Raw genomic sequence first — 20,605 nt, 5'->3', positions numbered from 1 at the left:
CGGTATTTGACCTGGTCACAGCGGACCAGGGGTGGCAAACGATCCTATTCGGGCGACTGCTGTCCGGCCGCGATAATGTCCGCCAACTCGCGATCGGTCGCGCTGAGCTCCCGGTCCGGCTCGTCTTTGCGCCTGGAGCGGATATACAGCCATTGCAGCAGCCCCGTACCGAGCACTCCGGCCGCCAGGGTGGCCAGACCGATCTTCCAGCCGGGCGGGCGCCAGGTCAGTTCCAGGTCGGCGTCGTGGGTGCCCGCGGGGATATCCACGGCGACAAAGGACTTGGCCACGGTCGTGAACGGGATCGGCTTGCCGTCGAGGGTGACCCGGTAGCCGGGCCAGCCCAGTCGGGCGAACACCACGCGGCCGCCGGTGTCGGAGGAGACCCGCACACGGCTGTCGGTATTGGTCTCCGATACCGAAGAGGCAGTGACGTTTCGGGTGTCGGCGACTCGGCCGTTCACCGTGGAGACCGGGCCGTTGATCCGCTCCAGCACGGCGATGTAGCGCTCGTGGCCCGGGTAGTCGACCCACTGCCAACCCTCTGGGGCGGGCTGGTTGCGAGCGTCGGGAAACAGGGCCTTCTGCAGTACGACCCGGTCGATGAGCATCAGATCGACGAGCGGGCGACCGGTGCTGCGCTCGGGTGCGAAAACGCGGCGGTAGGCGTCGGGGCAGACGCTGGAATCCCAGCGCATGCACAGCATTTCACCGAAGTAGTAGTGGCCGGTCGGGGTGTATCCGTTGACGTAGTTCAGTTCCATGTCCTCGGCGTAGTTGCCGAAAACCAGTGAACCGTAGGCGCCTTCGAGATTCTTGTCGCTCGGCTGCAGCAGCCCGCGCTCGCCGAGCTGGAGGGTGGTGCCGGTGAAGTCGGGGAACGCCGCTCGTGCCTCGGCCCGGTTCGCGGGCAGATGCCACGGCATCGGCGTCGGCTGGGCGGCATTGACCTGGTAGTAGGCGATCGGGAACATTGCGACGATGGTCAGCGCCACGGCCGCGGCGGTGCCCCGGCGCAGGCCGAGCCACACCACGCCCGCGCCTACCGCGGCGATCACCAGCGCCGCCGTGATGTGCCGGAACACGTTGTGTGGGTCCGCGGAGAACGACCGCACCCACAGCGTCAGGATCAGCACCCCGGCGGCGATGCCGCGGTTGCGCCAATTCCGGACGGTGCCATAGCGGCCGAGCAGCACGCCCACCAGCACGAGCAAGCCGATCGCCAGCATCGGCAGCACGCGGACCGGCCAGCGCAGCGGTCCGATCGTGCCGGGGCCCGCGGTCCACATCAGCATGATGAGCGTGAACAGCGCGACCGCGGACAGTTCCTGCCAAGCCTGCCGCGCCCGGCCCCAATCAATGAAGGCAAGTGCCGGAATCAGGAACCAGGCGACGTAGGTGAGCGGCATCGGCTGGATATAGCCCCACCAGGACGTGAAGGCGGGCAGCGTGCTCGGCAGGCTGGCATTCAGCGATTCCGACCAGGGAATGGTGAGGAACTGGTCGTTGATAATGCTGGAGACGCCGCGCCAGGTCACCTTCGCCGCCAGCATGCTCGGCAGGAACGTGAGCAGTCCGGCGAGCCCGGCGCAGGCGGCCGCAAACGCGAGGCGCAGCACCGGTTTCCACGCGCGGCGGTACACGATCTCCCCGACGGCCACCGCGAGCAGCATCAGCGCCGCTTCCACGGCCGGGAAGATGTACTGCGTCGAGATGGTCAGATACAGATACCCGAACACCGGAACGGGACCGGCCTTGCCACGGGTGTAGCGCACCGCGGCCGCCCAGGCGTGCACCAGCCAAGCCGTGCCGGTTAGGGCGGTCATCCAGCTGGCCTCGTCGAAGAACAGGAAGAAACCCGACAGCGGGAACGCGATGCCCGCCGCGGCCGACCACGCCGGGCGGCCACCGTAGGCCAGGCAGATCCGATACACCCCGAGGGCGGCGATGATCGAGAAGACCAGTTTGACGATCGTCGCGTACAGCGCCAGATTGTCGACCGACGGCGCGATCAGGTCGATCAACAGCTGCGGCGGATTGAACAGGCCCGCATCGTCGATGGTGTTGTTGCCCGACATCCACCGATCCGGCCACAGCACCGGAAACTGTCCGTTGCGCAGCGCCCGCCCCAGCGCCACCCACAGGCCGGTGTACTGGGATTCGGTGTCGTCGGTATAGAAGTGACGGCCGTTGGCCAGCAGGACCGCGGCGTATCCGGCGATGACCCCGATCGCCGTGACCGCTGCCCACCGCGAGATATCTCGCCGAGTGGGCTCGGAAGTGGAGTTCTGCGTGGCCCCCGAAGGTTCGGCCAGCGCCGCCTTCGACACTGCACTGTCCGTCACGAGTTCCACACCCTCCTCGGCATGCCCGTATTCGATGCCCTCATGCCGCGAGCACGAACAATTTCTCACGGCCACCGGCGATCAACGACCGGTGCAGGATACGAGATTCATATGGACCGAACAGCTCATCCAATGTCTGCTCGGTAAAGCGATGGCTTTGCGCCCCCTCACCGGCGTCGGTGTAGCGGCGAGCGATCGCGGCCACTACGCGGTTACTGCTGGACGCCAGGTTCCGGATCGGTTCGGCGATGATGACGTGCTTGTGCGCGGCCGCCAGCATCCGGTCGAGGACGGGAACCGGCTCGGGCAGGAACTGGTACATGCTCGCCTGCATCACCAGATAGTCGGCCTCCGGAAACGGGTCGTCGGAGTGCACGTTCCACACCGTGCCGTGCCCGCCCGCGTCGTTGAGACGAGCGATGAACCGGCTGTTCAGATCCAGGCCGATATAAGTGCCCGCTCGCCCGCGCAGGTAGCGGGTATACAGCGTTGCCGGACCACAGCACACGTCGACGACATCGGCGTCCTGGGGGATCAGCTCCGCAATCGCGCGAAACCGGGCCTGATAGTGCCGCCCGTACAGCCCCCGCATGAGCAGTTGGTAGACGGTTGCGTTGCGGTAGACCAGGCTGGTTCCCAATAGATTCCTTTGCGGACTGTTGGAGATCGGCTGCCGCGCCGGATGGTACGGGATGAGCGGGAGCGGGTCCATGCGGGGCCATGGTCGCACCTGCCGTTTCGCCGCCGTGTGAGGTCATGTTTCGAATAACTCTCGCGGCTCGCAGCCGCCGCGCCGGTATCCATAACGATCCGCTGGCGCGTCTGCATTCGGCTATACATTCCGTGGATACGGCAATATGCTCCCACTCGTGTCGAATCTGCGGATCAGCGAGGTTGCTGCTTTGATGGGTGTCAGCGATGACACCGTGCGGCGGTATATCGATCAGGGGCGACTGAACGCGATCCAGCTGGACAGCGGCCGCAAGGGCGTGAGCGGCCGTGAGCTGGCGGAATTTCTACAGGCCAACGCCGAGGCGCCGGAGCCCGGTGCCACGGTGGCCGTTTCCGCGCGGAACCGGATGCGCGGGATCGTGACGCGAATCGTGAAGGACACGGTGATGGCCCAGGTCGAGATGCAGGCCGGGCCCTTCAAGCTGGTGTCCCTGCTGAGCCGGGAATCGGTCGACGAGCTCGGCCTCGAGGTCGGCAGCGTGGCGGTTGCGTCGGTCAAGTCCACCCACGTTGTTGTAGAAATCCCGGAAAGTTGATGAGGATGAGGATGATTCGTTCGCTGAGTGCGGTTGCCCTGACCGGCGGCGTCGCCTTGACACTGGTCGGCTGTGGATCGGATAAATCATCCGACCCGGCCCCCACCGACAAGATCTCCGGAACGGTGACGGTATTCGCGGCCGCATCGCTGACCGGGACGTTCACCGAACTGGGCAAGCAATTCGAGGCCGCACACCCCGGCACCAAGGTCGTCTACAGCTTCGGCGCGAGTTCGGCGCTGGCGGAACAGATCAGGCAGGGCGCCCCCGTCGATGTATTCGCCTCGGCGGCTCCGAAGAACATGCAGCAGGTCGTCGACGCGGGCGATATCACCGCCAAGCCGGTGACCTTCGTGCGCAACCGCCTCGAAATCGCGGTCCCCAAGGGCAATCCCGGCCATATCACCGGACTCGCCGACTTCGGCAAGACCGAACCGAAGATCGCGCTGTGCGCCGAGCAGGTGCCGTGCGGCGCCGCCGCCAAGACCGTATTCGAGGTCGCGGGTGTCAACCCGCAGCCCGACACCCGCGAGGCCGACGTCAAAGCGGTGCTGACCAAGGTGACCCTCGGCGAGGTGGATGCGGCGCTGGTCTACCGCACCGATGTGCAGGCCGCGGGCGACAAGGTGGAGGGCATCGACTTCCCCGAGGCCGATAAGGCGATCAACGACTACCCGGTCGCACCACTGGCCAAGGCACCCAACTCCGCTGCCGCCGCAGCATTTGTCACGTTCATCGAGTCCGACCAGGCCCGCGCGGTCTTCACCAAGGCGGGATTCGACAAGCCGTGATCCGGACGTCGGCGCGACGGCGGGCAGCACGCGGGCGGCGGCCGCTCATCCTCGTGCTGCCCGCCGTCTGCGGCTTGGCGTTCCTATTGTTGCCGCTGGTCGGACTGCTGCTGCGCGCGCCCTGGCACGGCATGCCCGACCGCTTGTTCAGCGCCGAAGTCGGCCGGGCACTGCGCCTATCGCTGGTATGCGCAAGCCTGGCGACTGTCGTCTGCCTGGTATTCGGTATCCCACTGGCATGGCTGCTCGCACGCGGCGAGATACCGGGACTCGGATTCGTCCGGGCACTGGTGACCGTCCCGCTGGTACTGCCGCCGGTCGTCGGCGGGGTCGCATTGCTGCTGGTATTGGGCAGGCGCGGCATCATCGGCCGCCATTTGAACGAATGGTTCGGTGTCTCACTGCCTTTCACCACCGCCGGGGTCGTGGTCGCCGAGGCGTTCGTGGCGATGCCGTTCCTGGTCATCTCCGTCGAAGGCGCACTGCGTGGAGCCGACCCCCGCTATGAGGAGGCCGCCGCGACCCTCGGTGCATCGCGCTGGCTGACCTTCCGACGGGTCACCATGCCCTCGGTCATGCCGGGCGTGATCGCGGGCGCGGTGCTGTGCTGGGCCCGCGCACTCGGCGAATTCGGCGCCACCATCACCTTTGCGGGCAATTTCCCCGGCAAGACCACGACCATGCCGCTGGCGGTATACCTGGCCCTGGAAACCGATCCCCAGGACGCGATCGTGCTCAGCCTGGTACTCCTGTTCGTCTCGGTGGCCGTACTCGCGGCGCTGCGGGACCGGTGGACCCGAGACGCGATATGACCCTCGACGCCGAAATACGCATCACCCGTGGCAGATTCGAACTCGACATCAACGTCACCGTGGCAGCCGGAGAAGTCGTCGCACTGCTCGGCCCCAATGGGGCGGGCAAGACCACCGCACTGCGGGCGCTGGCCGGACTCACCCCACTCACCGGCGGGCGCATCCGGCTCGACGAAAACACCTGGGACGCACCGCCGAAGCTGTTCACCCCCGCCGAGCGCCGCGCGGTCGGCGTCGTATTCCAGGACTATCTGCTGTTCGCGCACATGTCCGCCCAGGACAACGTCGCCTTCGGACTGCGTGCCCGCGGACAGCACCGCCGCGCGGCCCGCGACCGCGCCGAATATTGGCTCGACCGGGTCGGCCTCGCCGAACACCGACACGCCAAACCCCGCGCGCTGTCCGGCGGCCAGGCGCAGCGCGTTGCCCTGGCCCGCGCGCTGGCGACCGATCCGCAGCTGCTGCTGCTCGACGAACCGCTGGCCGCGTTGGATGCGAGCACCCGTTTACAGGTTCGCTCCGACCTCGCTCACCACCTCGCCGACTACACCGGGCATACGGTGCTGGTCACCCACGATCCGCTCGACGCCATGGTGCTCGCCGACCGCCTGGTCATCCTCGAAGACGGCAATATCATCCAAGAAGGACCACCCGGCGAAGTGGCGCGCAGACCTCGCTCCGACTATGTCGCAAACCTGGTGGGCCTCAACCTCTATCGCGGCACCGCCCACGGCAATACCGTCGACCTCGACGACGGCGGAACACTCACCGTGGCCGAACCGGCTCAGGGCCCAGTGCATGTCGCGTTCCCGCCCAACGCGGTGAGCCTGCACCCCGAACAACCCGCGGGCAGCCCGCGAAACACCTGGCCGGTCACCATAATCGGGCTCGAACAGCACGCCCACACCACCCGAGTCCGCTTGGACGGCAGCCCATCGGTCCTCGCCGACGTCACCCCTGCAACCGTCGCCGATCTGCGCCTGCACAACGGCGCACCATTGTGGGCCGCGGTCAAGGCCACCGAAGTCCACATCTACCCGGCGTGATCCGCCCAACCTGACGCCTGCGACTCGACCGCCAAGCGCTACGTCCGCGACGTATCCGGGAATCGCCCCAGGTCACGGATCCGCCGCGCATCCCACTCATTGGACACACCGCTGCCTAGACTGACTGCCATGCGACTGAGCACCCGCAATCAACTCGACGGCACCGTCATCTCGGTCACCCGCGGTGAAGCGATGGCTGTCGTACGAGTCCGACTCACCGGAGGCGATGAAATCACCTCCTCCATCACCCGCGATGCCGCCGACGACCTCGCACTCACCGACGGCACCCCCGTCAAAGTCCTGATCAAATCGACCGAAGTCACCCTCGGCATCGACTAGCTCCATCCGGCCGCCCGGTCTCGATCGGGCGGCCGGACTCAGGGGATCGACCATCCTCCGCACCATCCCATGGCGCCCGACTTTGCAGCACACCCGCACAGGCGGAGCAGCCCCGATGCCAGTAACCGAGTCCGACAGGAAGATTCGGCTTCGACGGCAGCTGGATCATCAGTGGTCGAGGAATGCGGTGAGCTCTGCATCGACGGCGGCGGGATCATCCTCATGGGCGTTGTGACCCGCGCCTGCGAGCATTCGCAGCGTCGCCCCGGGGATCAGTTGTGCGAGCGGCTGCGCTTGCGAGGGGCTCACGACACTATCCAGTTCTCCCCAGAGGATCAGCGTCCGTGCCCTGATCGTGCCCGCCTCTCGTTGCACCTCGGCCAGATCGAGACTGCGTGGCTGCTTCCACATCGCGGTGCGGTTGTCTGCCTGGCTCTGCGGGATCCAGTACGTGTCCGCGAGTTCCTTCGTCAACGTCTCGGGGTGGGCGTACGCTCCGCGCAATCCGGCCACATAGATGTCCTCGGTCATCACCCGCGTGGCCAGTTCACCCAGGACGGGCGTTCGCATCAGCCGCATGTTCATATTGAGCTCGGTATCCAGAACCAGTGGTGAGATGAGCACCAGTTGATCCACCTCCGAGGGATATCGCGCAGCGAAATCCACCGCGACAGAACCACTCAGGGAATGCGCCAGCACGGAGACACGGGTGCGGCCGATCGCAGAGATGAACTGCCGCAAGGACTCCGCCATCGCCCGCACGTCGTATCCGAAATCCGGATCGTGCAGCGTGGTGCAGCCCGAACCCGGCAGGTCGACCGCATAGACGGTGTGATCCGTGGCAAGCGCGGCAATGATGTCGCGGTAGGTGTACGACCAGAGTGTCCCACCCGGCAGCAGAACGATGGGCGGTCCCTCGCCCGCCTTCAGATAGTGAAAGCGCGCCACCGCGGTGTCGATGAACTGCCCGCCATCGAGTGTCGGCGACTGCACGCCGCGATCCACCGAGCTGTCCGCATGCGATGCCGCCGACGGCATCGCCACGCTGACGGACAGCAAAGCGACGATCGTGGACAGCGCTCGCGACCACCGGTGTCGGCGTAACGTCCTGTCGTTCGCCATTCGATTCTCCTTTCGCATAAGCGTTCCCGCAGTAGCAGGCTCGTGTCCTGGACGAGCCGGGCAGCTCGTTCGTGACGGGTTCCGGCAATGCCGTGTGTCACACCCAGGAACGCCGTCGGTCAGGACTGCCGGATCGCGGCAACGTCGAACTCGAGGGTGACCTTCGGGCTGATGCCCAGGGCCGCCTTCCAGTGCACGCCCCAGTCCTTGCGGTTGATCGTGACGCTGCCCGCGAAGCCGGCTCGGAGGGCGCCCTGCTCATCGATGTCCGTACCGGTCAGTTCGAAGTCCACGGTGACCGGCCTGGTGGCACCGCGCATGGTCAGATCACCGGTGACCGTGATGCTGGTCGAGTCGAACCGCTCCACCCGGGTCAGGGTGTAGGTGATCGTCGGGTGGTCGTCGACGCCCAAGAACTTTTTGCCCAGTAGATCGTCGCGCTGCGGGTTGTCGGTGTCGATGCTCTTCGCCTGGATCGTGAGCTGGGCGCTCGATTTCGAGGGTGCGGCGCCGTCCAGGTGCGCGCTCCCCTCGAACGCACCGAACCTCCCGCGCACCCTGGTAGACATTGTGTGCCGGGCAATGAACCCGATCCGCGTGTGGCTGGTATCGAGGACGTAGTCGCCGGTCAGTTCGCTGAGTTCGATCGTGGTTGACATGGTCTGTCACTCCTGGTGAGCTATCGGATTTTCGTGGGTGTTGCGCGAGATGGTGCGCGCGATGGCGAGGGCGGCGAGTTTGTCGGGATTGCGGATGCCATAGCCGTTGCCGACCCTGCCGTCAACGATTTCGAGTAAGACGACGCCTTCGAGGTGATCGCCGGTGTAGATGGCAACAGCGGGCTCGCTGTTGCAGTTCACCGGCTCGATCCGCATGTCCGGCCTGCGCTGTATCGGGCCGAACAGCGCGATGAGAATCGAGGCCACCTGCTGCGCACCCGTCATCACCAGCTGGCCCGCCGCAGTGGCTTTGCCGCCACTGTCGGTGGTCCAGGTGACATCCGGTGCGAGCATCGACATCAGGCCCGCCATATCACCGGTGGTCACCGCCGTCATGAACCGTTCGGTGAGCTCGGCGGTGCGCGCGGCATCGATGGGCCCGAACCGGTTGCGCCGCGCCTGCACGTACTCGCGGGCCCGGTACGCCAGCTGGCGCACCGCCGTCACGGATTTGCCTACCGCCGTGGCGATGTCGTCATAGTCGAAGCCGAATACCTCGCGCAGAACGAACACCGCGCGTTCATCGGGGGTCAGCGTTTCCAGCAGCACGAGCATCCCCATCGACACCGATTCGGCGAGCACCATATCGGCCGCGGCATCGTGTTCGGTCAACAGCAACGGCTCGGGCAGCCACGGGCCGAAGTAGTCCTCGCGACGCCGGGCATTGGCCCGCAGCGCGTTCAGTGCCTGACGGGTAACCAGTTGCGCCAGATACGATTTCGTGTCCCGCACGGTCGTGAGGTCTACCTGGGCCCAGCGCAGGTAGCTATCCTGCAGCACATCGTCGGATTCGGTTGCGGAGCCGAGGATTTCGTAGGCGATGGTGAACAGCAGCGGGCGCAACAGGGTGAACCGCTCGGCATGCTCGTCGATGGAACTCACGGGTTTGCCACCATCTCGGCGGCCACCACCGGCTGCTCCGACCCCCTGCCGCCCTTGGCCCAGAACAACGCGCCCGGCTTGCGCGCTTCCCACCGGATTCCCCACAGCGTCCACTTGGTGGCCGTTTCTTTGATCGGCGCGCCGATGCGGCCGCCGATATAGGCGTTCATGGGTGTGTCGTCCTTGTGGCTGAGCTGCACGATCCCGGCCCGGCGGCCGAGGCTGACATTGGATCCCAGGAAGGCCATGTCCAGCACCGCGGGCTCAGCACCGGCGATTCGAGCCAGCACGGTGTCGGCGGCCTGAGCGCCGAGGGGTCCAGCGGCCTGGCAGCTCATCCGCAGCGGCCGCCTCGACGGCGCGGCCGCGTCACCGGCCACGACAATGTGGCCGCTGTCGATGCTGGTCAGCGTCTCGTCGGTGATGAGCCGACCAAGCGCGTCGGTCTGCAGGCCGCTGCGCGCGGCCAGGTCCGGCACACCGAAACCGGCGGTCCAGACGGTGACCGCACTTGGCACCACACTCCCGTCGGCCAGTATCACCCCATCTCGCCGCACCTCGGCCACGCGCATGTTGTCGAGCACCTCGACTCCATTTCTGGCCATCCACTTGGCCACCAACCGCCGCCCCCGATCCGAGAACGTCGGAGCCAATCCATCCCCGGAGACCAGCGTGACCGCGTGACCCTGTTCGGCCAGCTCGGCGGCTGTTTCGATCCCGGTGAGCCCGGCACCGACGACAGTGACCGCAGCGTTCGACGGCAACTCGTCGATGACGGCACGCAGCCGCTGAGCGTGCTCCAATTCCGCTATGGGGTAGGCGAATTCGACTGCTCCGGGTACCGATGCCGGTATCGCCGCGGTGCTGCCGACCGCGTAGACGACATAGTCGTAGTCCAGGGCGCGGCCCGACGCCAACTCCACGGTCCGCGCGGCGATATCGATGCGGACGGCGTCATCGACGACCAACCGCACGTCGTCACCGAGCAGTTCGCCGTAGTCGGCGGTGGCCTCGCCGGTGTCGGCCACCAACTGGTGCAGCCGCAGGCGTTGGACGAACTGCGGGCGGGAGTTGACCAGGGTGATCTCGATATCGTCGCGTTGCCGCAGACGGTTGGCCGCAACGGTCCCGGCGTAGCCGCCGCCGATCACGACGACCTTGGTGCAGGTGCTGCTGTGCTCGTTCATGCCCTCGAGACACCGCCCGCCACCAAGACATAACAACACGTGACGCAGGTCACCCAAGTTGCCAATGCGGCTCACTTGTCGATCCTTCAAGGGGCCGTGCGGGTGACGCACGTCACGCTGTCGTGCCGTCACAGGGATGGGGTTTACCGGCGTCTTGTGCTCGTTCGGTGCGGCAGCACGGAACATCGGCAGTGAGGACGACCCTCCCCGCTGCATTCGCCAATGCAGACAGAACGGAAAGACATCATGAGCAAGGTCTGGTTCGTGACCGGTTCCTCCCGTGGCCTCGGCCGAAACTTCGTCGAGGCCGCACTGGCCAAGGGCGATAGGGTGGCCGCGACTGCCCGGAATTCCAAAAGCCTCGCAGAACTGGTCGCCACCTACGGCGATGCGATCCTTCCGCTGGACCTGGACGTGACCGATAGGGATGGGGTCTTCGCGACCGTAAAGCACGCCGAAGAGCACTTCGGCCGTCTCGACGTCGTCGTGAACAATGCGGGCTATGGCCTGCTCGGAGCTGTCGAAGAGCTGACCGAGCAGCAACTTCGAGATCAGTTGGAAACCAATCTGTTCGGCGCGGTGTGGGTCGTGCAGGCCGCGCTGCCGCAGTTGCGTGACAACGGTGGCGGGCACATCATCCAGATTTCCTCGGTCGGCGGTGTGGCCGCGTTCCCGCTGGCCAGTGCGTACCACGCCTCCAAATGGGCCCTCGAAGGTCTGAGCGAATCCCTCGCCCAAGAGGTCGCCGGCTTCGGCATCAAAGTGACCGTGGTCGAGCCCGGCTCGTACGCCACCGAGGGTGCGGCAGGTGGCGTCCACGCCGAGATCAACCCTCTTTACGCCGATATGCGCGAAGCCTTCGCCGCCTACGCGCAGTCGCTCCAGCCCGCCGACCCGGCCGCGGCAGGCCGAGCGCTCGTCGAACTCGTCGACTCCGCCAACCCGCCCTTGCGAGTGTTCTTCGGATCCCAAGGCAACCAGGTCGTTTCGCAGGTCTACGCCGACCGGCTACAGACCTGGGCCGACTGGCAAGACTTCTCGGCGAAAGCGGACGGCCACACCGCCGCCGTCTGATCGGCGACCGCCCCGCGGGAAGGCTTCTGGCCCACCGGATCTCGATCCTGCTCCACTCACCGGTTGCCCCCGCGGCGCGTCGGCGAAGACCTCCGGATACAAGGAATCCCGGCAAGTCGGTTGCCACCGACTTGCCTTGTGGCCCACGGTAACCGGCTCCGAAGCGGTCGGTTCCCCGGTTCTGGCGCAAACACCGGTTTGCGCCAGAACCACCGGATCGTCAGCAGGAATGCCGATGAACGGCCAGGGCAGTCGGCGGAGGGCGCCGGCTGGAGAGCCATCATCCGGCGGCTCCTTCGCGGGCATCGCAGTCCAGGCCGCCGTAGATTCGCGGACAGCATGATCAGGGCTGTCGCGTGTCAGATGATGTGGTCGGGCTCTTGGTTGTGCGAAGGGTCCGGCGGATGGCGTTGCGGAGCCAGCGGTGGGCTCCGTCGGCTGTGTGTCGGGGGTGCCAGGCCATGCTGATGGTCAGGGGCGGCAGTGCCAGGGGGATGTCGAGGAGGTGCAGTCCGAGGGTGGTCGCGTCGTCGGTGAGGGGCGACGGGTCGGCACCGGGGAGTGCGGCAGGTACGAGGCAGACGATGTCGCTGCGGGCGGCGAGGGTCATGGCGGCCAGGTGGCTGGGGAGGACGACGCTGACCCGCCGTTGGAGGTTCTGCTCGGCCAGCGCGGTGTCGAGCGGGCCGGCGAACCGGCCACGGCGGCTGACCGCCACGTGCTGGGCGGCAGCGAGCCGGGCGGGGGTCAAGGGTTCCTCGGTGAGATGGTGGCCGGGCCGGACCGCCGCCACCATGCGCAGACTGACCAGTTCTTCGACCTGGGTTTCGGGATCCACGTGGTCGATGGATCCGATCTCCAGATCGATCCGGCCGTCACGGAGTGCAGATCCGGCCTCCAACTCCTCGGCCCGGAGCCAGAACGAGACCCCCGGCGCCTCCTGCTGGGCCAGTTGCAGCAGTCGAGGGGCCAGTGCAGCGCCGACCAGGTCGGCGGCCTGGAGGGTGAAGGTCCTGCTCAGGTCGGCAGGGTCGACGCCCGTGCCGGGGCTGAGCAGTGCTCCGAGGCTGCGTACCACTGCGGCGGCTTCGTCGCGCAGCGCCTGGGCACGCGGAGTGGGGACCATGGTCTGTCCGGCCCGAACCAGGAGGGGGTCTTGGAGGATGCGGCGCAGGCGAGCGAGGGTGCGGCTCATGGCGGCGGGCGACGTGTGCAGTCGGGCGGCGGCGCGGGTGACGCTGTGCTCGGCCAGCAGGGCGTCCAGCGCGATGGCGAGATTGGCGTCGATGACCGGATCCGGGCTGTTCACCAGCATTATTCCATTTCAGTCAATGATTCAGTGCTGAAGTTCCCATTGTGGCAACGCTTGGTTCTCCGCAGGATGACGGGTGTACCGATCCAACAGACCTGCGAGGCTTTCATGATCGTTATTACTGCTCCTACCGGGAACATCGGCCGTCCCCTGCTCGCCCGGCTCCTGGAGTCCGCCCCCGCCGCGGGTGAGGAACTGCGGGTGATCGTGCGCGATCCCGCGCGGCTCCCGGACGCGGCGCGCGGACGAGTCGAGGTGATCACCGGCTCGCACGCCGACGCCGGGGTCCTCGACCGGGCCTTCGAGGGCGCGGACGCCGTCTTCTGGCTGGTCCCCCCGGACGCCTCCCAGACCCCGCACGACGGCTACAGCGGCTTCACCCGCCCCGCCGTGCAGGCGCTCGCCGCCCACGACGTCGGCCATGTCGTCGGGGTCTCCGCGCTCGGCCGCGGTACCCCGCTCGCCGACCGCGCCGGCCTGGTCACCGCCTCCCTCGCGATGGACGACCTCATCGCCGGCACTGGCGTCGCCTACCGGGCCCTGGCCAACCCGTCCTTCTTCGAGAACCTCCTGGAGGAGTCCGACTCGATCCGCGATAAGGGCGTGTTCACCGACGTCGTTGCCGCCGACCGCAAAGCCCCCCTCGTCGCCGTCGCCGATATCGCGGCCGTCGCCGCCGGCCTGCTGCTGGACCGCTCGTGGACCGGCACCGACAGCGTCCCCGTCCTCGGGCCGCAGGACCTGTCCCCCAACGACCTGGCCCGCATCATGACCGAACAGCTCGGCCGCCCCGTCCGCTACGAACGCCAGTCGCTCGACGAGCTGTACACCACCCTCGTCGGCTATGGCCTCAACGAGGCGTTCGTCCAGGGTGTCGTCGACATGAAGCGGGCCAAGGACCAGGGCCTCGACGCCGGAGCCGCCCGCACCCCGGACACCGCGTCCCCCACCAGTTTCGAGCAGTGGTGCGCCCAGACCCTCATGCCCGCTATCCGCTCCTGAGGCCCACCACCCGTCGCCCGGAACCCATGATGCCCAGCGCACCACCCGTCACGAGGAACCCATGATGTCCAGCGCACCAACATCTTTGGAGGCACCCCTGATGCCCGCTGAAAAACCCGAACCACCGGTCACGGCGTTCATGCTCGTCAAGACCACACCCGAGTGGCTTGCTCTGACCGTCCAGGAACGTGTGGACGCCTTCACCACCCAGGTCCTGCCCGCCATCGAGGCCAAGACCACCGGCGTGCGGTCACGCTTCTACGACACCGAGTTCTACTCCGCACGCATCACCGACGTCTGGGTCTGGGAAGCAGAAGACCACCACGCCTACCAGCTCCTCATCGACGCACTGCGCGAAACCCCGTTCTGGGATCGCTACTTCGAGGTCATCGACCTCCTCGTCGGCACCGAGAACGGCTACGCCAGAACCTACGGCCTCGAACCCGTCGCCACCATCACCACCTGAACCCCTGGGATTCCGCCCCGAGTTTTGAGACCCTACGCGGCTGTCGGGTCTCAAAAGTCGTGGCCACCAACAACTTTCTGAACTGCACTTCTCCATCCCGTCTCAAAATATGGCCGCAGTCTTTGTCTTACGCTGATGGCCATTCTTCAGCTCGGAGTCGAATGGACCACTGATTGCCTGCACCTCATAGCGTGGTCCTGCGAGGCCGCGGGACCAGCGTCCGCGCCGCCATCCCGTCGGAAATGAGCCGCCATCGACGGCGAACTCGCCCAACTCAGCCCGACTGGATACTGGCCGCTGTGTGCGCGACACCCTGTTCTGAACAGTTGCATGCCATGGCTCGATGGTCCTGTCTGCCGCGCCGGTGTGCCGCGGGGACCGCCCAGGCGGCGTCAGCGTCGGCGCCCGAGACGACCGGCGGCAGCCAGGATCGGGGTCGCCACGGCGGTCGCGGACGCTCCGAGTGGGGTGTCGGTGGCCAGAATCCGCCGGACGGTTTTCATGGCCAGGGTGAGGACCTCGCTGCCGCGTACCCGCATGTCCGCCTCGAACTTGCTGACGGCAACGGTGAGGGTGGTGGTGTCGGCGGCGACCTCGCGCAGGTGCTCGACCAGGCTTGCGGCGTCGCGGATGGCGGCGCCGGCTCCCATGCCGGCGGTCGGCGGGGTCGCGTGGACGGCGTCGCCGAGTGCGGTGATGGGACCGGCGGGCCAGGGGGCGAGGTCACGCACTCGTGTTGGGGCGGCATTGAAGCGGAATGCGGCCACGCTGTGCGGGTCGGCACGGGCGATCACCTCGAGCGTGTGTTCGCTCCATCCCCGATCGCGGAATCCGGCCAGCAGCGCGACCTGCAGCTCGCCACCGCGCAGATCCCGCAGCGAGTCGGTGGCGACGGACTCGGGGAACATGGCGCCCCAGATGTAGGTAGGGCCGGTCGTGATCGCCATCCGCAGTTCCGGTGCGTCGAGCACGGCGTTACCCACCGGGTCGAGAAAACCGACGTAGAGCGCCGCGCCCCGAGGGCCGATCGCCAGCCCCGATCGCGGGCCGAGCCGTTGTTGCTCGGGTGGGCTCAGAGCGTCGAGACAGGTTCTGCCGGAGAAGCCGATGATGCCCGCCGGCGCATTGGTGGGGCCGCCGGCTAGGTGACGGGCGACCAGAGAATGGGTTCCGTCGGCGCCCACCAGCAGATCGCACGGAACTGGTGCGGTGTCGGCGAACAGCGCCCGGAGAGTGCCGTCCTCGGCGCGGTCGATCCCGATGACCGCCCGGCCCAGGTGAAGATCGTCGCCTACCGCCTCGGCCAGCAGAGTCCGCAAGGTGATGCGGTCGATGTCCACGCTGGGATCTCCACTGAGGTCCGGTCCGTGTCCCAGCAGTCGGCCACGCCGATCCCACAACGCGTCCCGGGGCCGTAGCCGCAGCGCCGATGCCGACGCCAGCAGCCGTTCGATGATCTCCGGTGCGACCAGATCCCGCAAAGCCGACTGCGCGCGCCCGTCCAGCGTGATGTGGTAGCCCCCGGTCGCCGCCACATGGGTGTCGCGGTCGAACACCATCACTTCGAATCCCCGACGACGCAGACCAGCACCGAGCGCGAGGCCACCGATCCCACCCCCGACCACGATGACGCGCATATTCTTCCAACTCCTCAACTGCTGGCGGATAACTCTCACAGACGACAATGGCACCGGTAGTGGACACCGAATGGCCTCTACTGGTGATGATGTGACGGTGGCAGATACTTCACGGCGGGCACTGCGATTGCTGTCGCTGCTCGCAGCACGCCGACAGTGGCCGCTCAGCGAGCTCGCCGCCCGGCTCGGCGCCAGCGAACGCACCATCCGGCGTGACATCGAGACGCTACGACAGCTCGACTATCCGGTCACCACCGTGCACGGCCCGGCCGGCGGCTACCGGCTCGGCGCCGGTCACACGCTTCCGCCGCTGCTGTTCGACGACGACCAGGCACTCGCGGTCGCGGTGGCCCTGCAGATCGCCCCAAGCGTCGTGTTCGGTCTCGGAGATGACGCCGCGCGGGCTCTGGACACCATCGAGCAGGTCATGCCGGCGCGGCTGCGAGCGTCCATGGAGTCCATGCGGCTGACCAGGCTGCAGAACTACTGGGAGTTCCCGGCCCCGCCGATCGACTCGAACGCGTTGAGAACCGTAGGGGGTGCGGTACGTCACCGACATGTGCTCACCGTCGAAATGCTGCGCGCCGACGGCTCACGCCCCGATCCTGGTGCTGCCGACTTCACCCCTGGTTTCCGTATCGAACCACACCATCTGGTCGTCTGGGCGGGGCGGTGGTATGTGGTCGCCTACCACCTCACAGACGACACCTGGCGCGTTCACCGTGTCGACCGCCTTCATCCCCGCACGACAACCCGCACCTCGTTCGCTGCTCGAGACCTCCCCGGCGGCGATGTCGCCCGCTTCGTCATGACCAGCCACGACCGAGGCGACACCCCCGCCACCTGGCAATGCACCGGAGCCGCACGCCTGAACCTGCCCGCCGACACGGTCGCCCGCTGGGCACCCGGCGGATCAGTCGTCGAATACCTCGACACACACCACTGCCGACTCACCCTCGGAGCTTGGTCCTGGGCAGGCATCGCAGGAATCCTCGCCACCTTCGACACCGACCTCACCGACGTGCACCCACCGGAACTGGTCCAAGCCTGCGGCCGCCTCGTGCATCGATGGAGAGCTATCGCGGATATTCCAGCGGAGGACGAAAATCCGTGAGGCTGAATGGCCGTTTCCGAGACTCATCGACGCCAGCGTTGCGCGCGCGATGGTGATGTCGCCCCTGCTGCCCGATGCTCACGGCAGGCGGGCAGCCTGCTTTTTCAGGATCTCTCCCACCACGGCTCCGTATCCTCCACGGCGACGAACTCGTAAAAGTACATGTTGCTGATCTCGAGGTTGCTGGCGAGCGATCCGACCATGCGGCAGGGCAGGACGGCGGGCTGCCCCGGGGTGTCGTAAAGGTCGACAGCGGTCAGGGGTCGGCCGGGCTCGGCAAAGGTCCTGGCATCAGCGAGAACCACCATCGTGGTGTGCTCCTCGGTGTGCTCCTCGGGCGGCGGGACCAGCGCCGGAACCTGCCCCGGCAGCAGGCCCTCGAAAGCTCGGTCGTCGACGACCAACGCCGTCAGCGGGTAGTGCCCCACGTCGATCTCGTCCAGGTCCGGGTCTTCGCCGACCCAGCCATCCTCGTCGGTTCCACCCAGCTCGTCGAGCAGTGCGCGCCAGCCCTCCTCGTCGTCGAAGAAGGTACGGACCAGCAGTACGCCAGCGGTGGCGGGCAGTGCCGGGAAGGGACGGTGCGGCAGCGCCGTCGGCGCGGGGAACGCCGGCCGACCGCCGTCCCCCTGGTACATGCCACACACATCCATGTCGCGCACCAGGTGGTCGAACGTGAGTGCGCCGCCCAGCAGTTCGGCCAGGATCGCGCCGAGCCGTGCCGAGGGAACCCGGACGCCGCGCCCCGGTATCAGCGCCAGGTCCACCAGCAACGGCCCGTCCCCGCCGTATACCACCGGAATGTCCGCCAAGACGACGACCGACGGCACCGGGCCGCCGTCCGCGACAAGCGCCGGGACGTTTCCGCCGTACAGTAAGTGCCACCCGGAGTCCTCGCTCGGTCGCAGCCGCACTTCGCTGCCCCCGACGACGAGCACATCGCCTTCCCGGCGGGCCGCTATCTCGTGAAATAGCTTGCCCCACCGTGCGATGCCGTCCTCGTAGCACGCACACACCAACAGCACGTCACCGGTCTCCGACTGGGGAAGCTTGGGAAAGGACATGACTCTCCTCTGAAAGGCTGCTGCGGTCGTCTCGTCGAAATTGGTTCTGCAGCAACACTATCGACGAGCGCAATCACGCAAGAAAATGTGCCATCCCACTGCTGGCGAACGTGCTCCTCGTCGGCACCGAGCACGGCTATGCCCGAACCTACGGCCTCGAATCCGTCGCCACCATCACCACCTGAACCCCCGCGCGACCTGCGGCTCCAGATCTGGTCTCACGCTTGCGCGACTGCTTCCGATCTCAAAGCGATGGCATTTCTTCAGCTCGAGCCCGGTCGTCGAAGCGTGCGCGGGCGCGCTCGACGTCGGGCAGTGTGGTTGTGGCCCAATGCAGGAGTGCGTCGATGAGGTCTTGTAACGACCGTCCGAGGGACGTGAGGCGGTACTCGACGGCGACGGGTCGCGTACTTGTGATGACGCGCTCGACCATCCCGTTGCGCTCCAGGCGCCGGAGTGCGGCGGTGAGTGACTTCTGCGTCACGGCGGGGATCGTTCGACGAAGTTCGTTGAAGCGCAGCGGGCCTCGTTCGCACAGTGCGTCGAGTACTTGGAGTGACCACTTGTCGAGCACGTGGTCGAGCAGCTCGCGGTGTCGCTCGGTGAGCTGAGGGCTATCCGAATGTGGTGGAGCGGTTTCCGGCACGACACCTAGTCTCGTTGAAGTTCCCTTGGAGTACCAGGTAGACATCGGATACCTACTCCGATAACGAAAGGGACACCCATGGCAGTACAGCTGCTGACCCCGGCGGGCATGTTCACTCCTGTTCCGTACCACCATGTTTCGATCAGCACGGGTACTCGCCAAGTGCACGTGGCCGGCCAGATCGCGCGCGACGCCAGCGGCAACCCTGTCGCGACAGGTGACCTCACCGGTCAGGTCGCGCACGCACTGCGCAACACCGCACGTGGCCTCGCCGGGGCCGGAGCAAGCTTCGCCGACGTGGTGCGTCTGCGGTTCTTCGTCACGCACTGGAGCCCGGACAAGTACCACGACTTCGTGGCAGGAATCGAGTGCGTCGCAGACGAACTCGGGATACCGCAGCCGTTGCCGCCCCTGTCGGCGATCGGCGTCGACTACCTGTTCGAGCCCGATGTGCTCGTCGAGGTCGAGGCGTTCGCCGTGCTCGACTGAGATCCAGGCCGCTGGTCATGGACAGTGGTGAGGCTTCGTTCGAATCCCGGGCGATCCTCACCACTGTGTCGGTAGTCGAACCTGCTCGATGCCGTGTGGATCGCAACTGGCGAAGGCCGTTCACCAACGGCCAGCGGGGGGAGCGCCCGCGGAGCCGGTCTGACCTCGGTGACATCGGCCTAGCAGTCGTTCTCGGGTTGGGGACGCCTGGCGGCTTCGCGCGCGGTAACCGGTGAGATAACGGCTCACCGTCCCCGGAACGGGGTCAGTAACCACCGCCAGCGCTACCGCCGTCACCTCCACCGTAACCACCGTCGTAGTGCCCGTAACCACCGTCGTAGTGGCCGTGACCGCCGTCGTAGTGGCCGTGACCAGCGCCGTAGTGCCCGTGACCGTCGTGCGATGAACCCCAGATACCCAGGCCATCCCAATGCCAGCCGTCCGAATCGGAGCCGCCGTGATCGCCATAGCTCGGCACCGGGATTCCTGTGACCGCGGTCAGGTCCACGGTCATGCCTAGCGCCACGATTCGCTTGAACAGCGAGCGCTGGTTTCGAAAGAACCCTGTTCCCCGCGCGGAGTCCGTTTCGTCGGAGCCCGGACCGGCGGGCGAAGGCTCCGCGGGCTCCCAGTCGGCGAGTGCACTAAGGCTCTCGCGACGCTCCCGGCGCAGCAACCGCCCTCCCGCGATCGTTCGCCGACTGAATAGCAGCAGGCAGAGCGCGGCAAGAATCCCCGCAACCAACACCGCCAGATTGCCCCAGGTGACGGCATCGGACTCCCAATACGCCGCCACAGCCACCACAATCAGAATCAGCGTGACCACCACTATGGTCCGACGCCACCACAGACGCGGTATCAGGCCTGCCTGCGCGAGCCGGTCCCGCGTCGCCGCCAACTCCCTTCGGATGAACCGTTTTTCGGGCAGTTCGGACAACCGTGCCGGGTCGCGTACATCGCTGAAGACGGCGCGCTCCAACTCGTCGGCGTCCGAAGGTAGCGTTTTCCTGGTCCGCCGGAATTTTCGGCGCTCGTTCATCGTGATCACGTCGTCCATATCCAGCGACTTGACCGCGGTGACGACAGCGCCACGCCCGCCGCGCCACAGGTAGCCGAGCTCACTGGCAGACAATTCCGGGATCGAACGCACCCACAACGGGATACGCAGTAGCGCCGATACCCCAACCGGCAGCGCGGACAGGACGATAAGAACGAAACCCGTCACGGCGAACCCTCCCCGAATGTGGCCGTGAACCAATTATGAGGCATATCGGCGCGATCGCCAATGAC

21 protein-coding genes are annotated in these 20,605 nt (G+C 66.7%); 10 read left to right on the top strand and 11 right to left on the bottom strand.

Going from position 1 to position 20,605, the window contains the following annotated elements:
- Positions 1-44: 44 nt before the first annotated feature.
- Positions 45-2,258 carry a hypothetical protein gene (locus ACWEO2_RS24970; protein ID WP_452407578.1) on the bottom strand — a complete coding sequence of 738 codons (2,214 nt, stop codon included), beginning with the start codon at positions 2,256-2,258 and terminating at the stop codon, positions 45-47.
- A gap of 127 nt (positions 2,259-2,385) precedes the next feature.
- On the bottom strand, positions 2,386-3,057 hold the full coding sequence (locus ACWEO2_RS24965) for a class I SAM-dependent methyltransferase (RefSeq protein ID WP_452407516.1): 672 nt from the start codon (positions 3,055-3,057) through the stop codon (positions 2,386-2,388).
- A gap of 157 nt (positions 3,058-3,214) precedes the next feature.
- Here ACWEO2_RS24965 and ACWEO2_RS24960 point away from each other — a divergent pair, with 157 nt between their 5' ends.
- The 5 genes from ACWEO2_RS24960 to ACWEO2_RS24940 all read left to right on the top strand — a co-directional run bounded on the left by ACWEO2_RS24960 (position 3,215) and on the right by ACWEO2_RS24940 (position 6,601).
- A complete protein-coding gene (locus ACWEO2_RS24960; protein WP_452407515.1) occupies positions 3,215-3,613 on the top strand; it encodes a TOBE domain-containing protein in 399 nt (132 codons plus the stop codon).
- 11 nt (positions 3,614-3,624) lie between these two features.
- The gene (modA, locus tag ACWEO2_RS24955) at positions 3,625-4,404 is read left to right on the top strand and encodes a molybdate ABC transporter substrate-binding protein (RefSeq protein WP_452407514.1); all 780 of its coding nucleotides are present in this window, start codon (positions 3,625-3,627) and stop codon (positions 4,402-4,404) included.
- Positions 4,404-5,216, top strand: a complete 813-nt coding sequence (gene modB / locus ACWEO2_RS24950; protein WP_452407577.1) for a molybdate ABC transporter permease subunit — start codon at positions 4,404-4,406, stop codon at positions 5,214-5,216. The genes modA and modB overlap by 1 nt, the downstream gene beginning before the upstream one ends.
- Complete coding sequence (locus tag ACWEO2_RS24945) at positions 5,213-6,262, top strand: ABC transporter ATP-binding protein (RefSeq protein WP_452407513.1); 1,050 nt, start codon at positions 5,213-5,215, stop codon at positions 6,260-6,262. The genes modB and ACWEO2_RS24945 overlap by 4 nt, the downstream gene beginning before the upstream one ends.
- 129 nt (positions 6,263-6,391) lie before the next feature.
- A complete protein-coding gene (locus tag ACWEO2_RS24940) occupies positions 6,392-6,601 on the top strand; it encodes a TOBE domain-containing protein (protein WP_355179796.1) in 210 nt (69 codons plus the stop codon).
- Positions 6,602-6,769: 168 nt separating this feature from the next.
- On the opposite strand, the gene ACWEO2_RS24935 is transcribed toward ACWEO2_RS24940, so the two are convergent.
- The 4 genes from ACWEO2_RS24935 to ACWEO2_RS24920 all read right to left on the bottom strand — a co-directional run bounded on the left by ACWEO2_RS24935 (position 6,770) and on the right by ACWEO2_RS24920 (position 10,511).
- Positions 6,770-7,723 carry an alpha/beta fold hydrolase gene (locus tag ACWEO2_RS24935; protein WP_452407512.1) on the bottom strand — a complete coding sequence of 318 codons (954 nt, stop codon included), beginning with the start codon at positions 7,721-7,723 and terminating at the stop codon, positions 6,770-6,772.
- A 119-nt stretch (positions 7,724-7,842) separates the two neighbouring features.
- Positions 7,843-8,382, bottom strand: coding sequence for a YceI family protein (locus ACWEO2_RS24930; protein ID WP_452407511.1), 540 nt, complete (start codon positions 8,380-8,382; stop codon positions 7,843-7,845).
- Between the two features lie 6 nt (positions 8,383-8,388).
- Entirely contained in the window at positions 8,389-9,324 is a 936-nt protein-coding gene (gene sigJ / locus ACWEO2_RS24925) for an RNA polymerase sigma factor SigJ (RefSeq protein ID WP_452407510.1), read from the bottom strand.
- A complete protein-coding gene (locus ACWEO2_RS24920) occupies positions 9,321-10,511 on the bottom strand; it encodes an NAD(P)/FAD-dependent oxidoreductase (RefSeq protein WP_452407576.1) in 1,191 nt (396 codons plus the stop codon). The genes sigJ and ACWEO2_RS24920 overlap by 4 nt, the downstream gene beginning before the upstream one ends.
- 243 nt (positions 10,512-10,754) lie before the next feature.
- Between ACWEO2_RS24920 and ACWEO2_RS24915 the strand changes: the two genes are divergently transcribed.
- Complete coding sequence (locus ACWEO2_RS24915; RefSeq protein ID WP_452407575.1) at positions 10,755-11,585, top strand: SDR family NAD(P)-dependent oxidoreductase; 831 nt, start codon at positions 10,755-10,757, stop codon at positions 11,583-11,585.
- A gap of 343 nt (positions 11,586-11,928) precedes the next feature.
- Here the strand turns inward: ACWEO2_RS24915 and ACWEO2_RS24910 are convergent, their stop codons facing one another.
- A complete protein-coding gene (locus tag ACWEO2_RS24910) occupies positions 11,929-12,900 on the bottom strand; it encodes a LysR family transcriptional regulator (protein ID WP_452407509.1) in 972 nt (323 codons plus the stop codon).
- 105 nt (positions 12,901-13,005) lie between these two features.
- Here ACWEO2_RS24910 and ACWEO2_RS24905 point away from each other — a divergent pair, with 105 nt between their 5' ends.
- Together ACWEO2_RS24905 and ACWEO2_RS24900 are read left to right on the top strand one after the other, a co-directional pair.
- Complete coding sequence (locus ACWEO2_RS24905) at positions 13,006-13,899, top strand: NAD(P)H-binding protein (protein ID WP_452407508.1); 894 nt, start codon at positions 13,006-13,008, stop codon at positions 13,897-13,899.
- 100 nt (positions 13,900-13,999) lie between these two features.
- Complete coding sequence (locus ACWEO2_RS24900) at positions 14,000-14,365, top strand: darcynin family protein (RefSeq protein ID WP_452407507.1); 366 nt, start codon at positions 14,000-14,002, stop codon at positions 14,363-14,365.
- A 392-nt stretch (positions 14,366-14,757) separates the two neighbouring features.
- Here ACWEO2_RS24900 and ACWEO2_RS24895 read toward each other — a convergent pair whose 3' ends face one another.
- Positions 14,758-16,002, bottom strand: coding sequence for an FAD-dependent oxidoreductase (locus ACWEO2_RS24895; RefSeq protein ID WP_452407506.1), 1,245 nt, complete (start codon positions 16,000-16,002; stop codon positions 14,758-14,760).
- Between the two features lie 97 nt (positions 16,003-16,099).
- On the opposite strand from ACWEO2_RS24895, the gene ACWEO2_RS24890 reads away from it, so the two are divergent.
- Positions 16,100-17,116 (top strand): helix-turn-helix transcriptional regulator, encoded by a 1,017-nt coding sequence (locus ACWEO2_RS24890; RefSeq protein WP_452407505.1) that lies wholly within the window; start codon positions 16,100-16,102, stop codon positions 17,114-17,116.
- A gap of 104 nt (positions 17,117-17,220) precedes the next feature.
- Here ACWEO2_RS24890 and ACWEO2_RS24885 read toward each other — a convergent pair whose 3' ends face one another.
- Entirely contained in the window at positions 17,221-18,180 is a 960-nt protein-coding gene (locus ACWEO2_RS24885; RefSeq protein ID WP_452407504.1) for a DUF6924 domain-containing protein, read from the bottom strand.
- A gap of 244 nt (positions 18,181-18,424) precedes the next feature.
- On the bottom strand, positions 18,425-18,826 hold the full coding sequence (locus ACWEO2_RS24880) for a winged helix-turn-helix transcriptional regulator (protein ID WP_452407503.1): 402 nt from the start codon (positions 18,824-18,826) through the stop codon (positions 18,425-18,427).
- A gap of 78 nt (positions 18,827-18,904) precedes the next feature.
- Here ACWEO2_RS24880 and ACWEO2_RS24875 point away from each other — a divergent pair, with 78 nt between their 5' ends.
- A complete protein-coding gene (locus ACWEO2_RS24875) occupies positions 18,905-19,315 on the top strand; it encodes a RidA family protein (protein ID WP_452407502.1) in 411 nt (136 codons plus the stop codon).
- Positions 19,316-19,580: 265 nt separating this feature from the next.
- Here ACWEO2_RS24875 and ACWEO2_RS24870 read toward each other — a convergent pair whose 3' ends face one another.
- Positions 19,581-20,540, bottom strand: coding sequence for a TIGR04222 domain-containing membrane protein (locus ACWEO2_RS24870; protein ID WP_452407501.1), 960 nt, complete (start codon positions 20,538-20,540; stop codon positions 19,581-19,583).
- Positions 20,541-20,605 lie beyond the last annotated feature (65 nt).

The sequence above is a fragment of the Nocardia sp. NPDC004278 genome (assembly GCF_053602975.1).
This window is presented reverse-complemented; position numbering and strand designations above follow the sequence as displayed.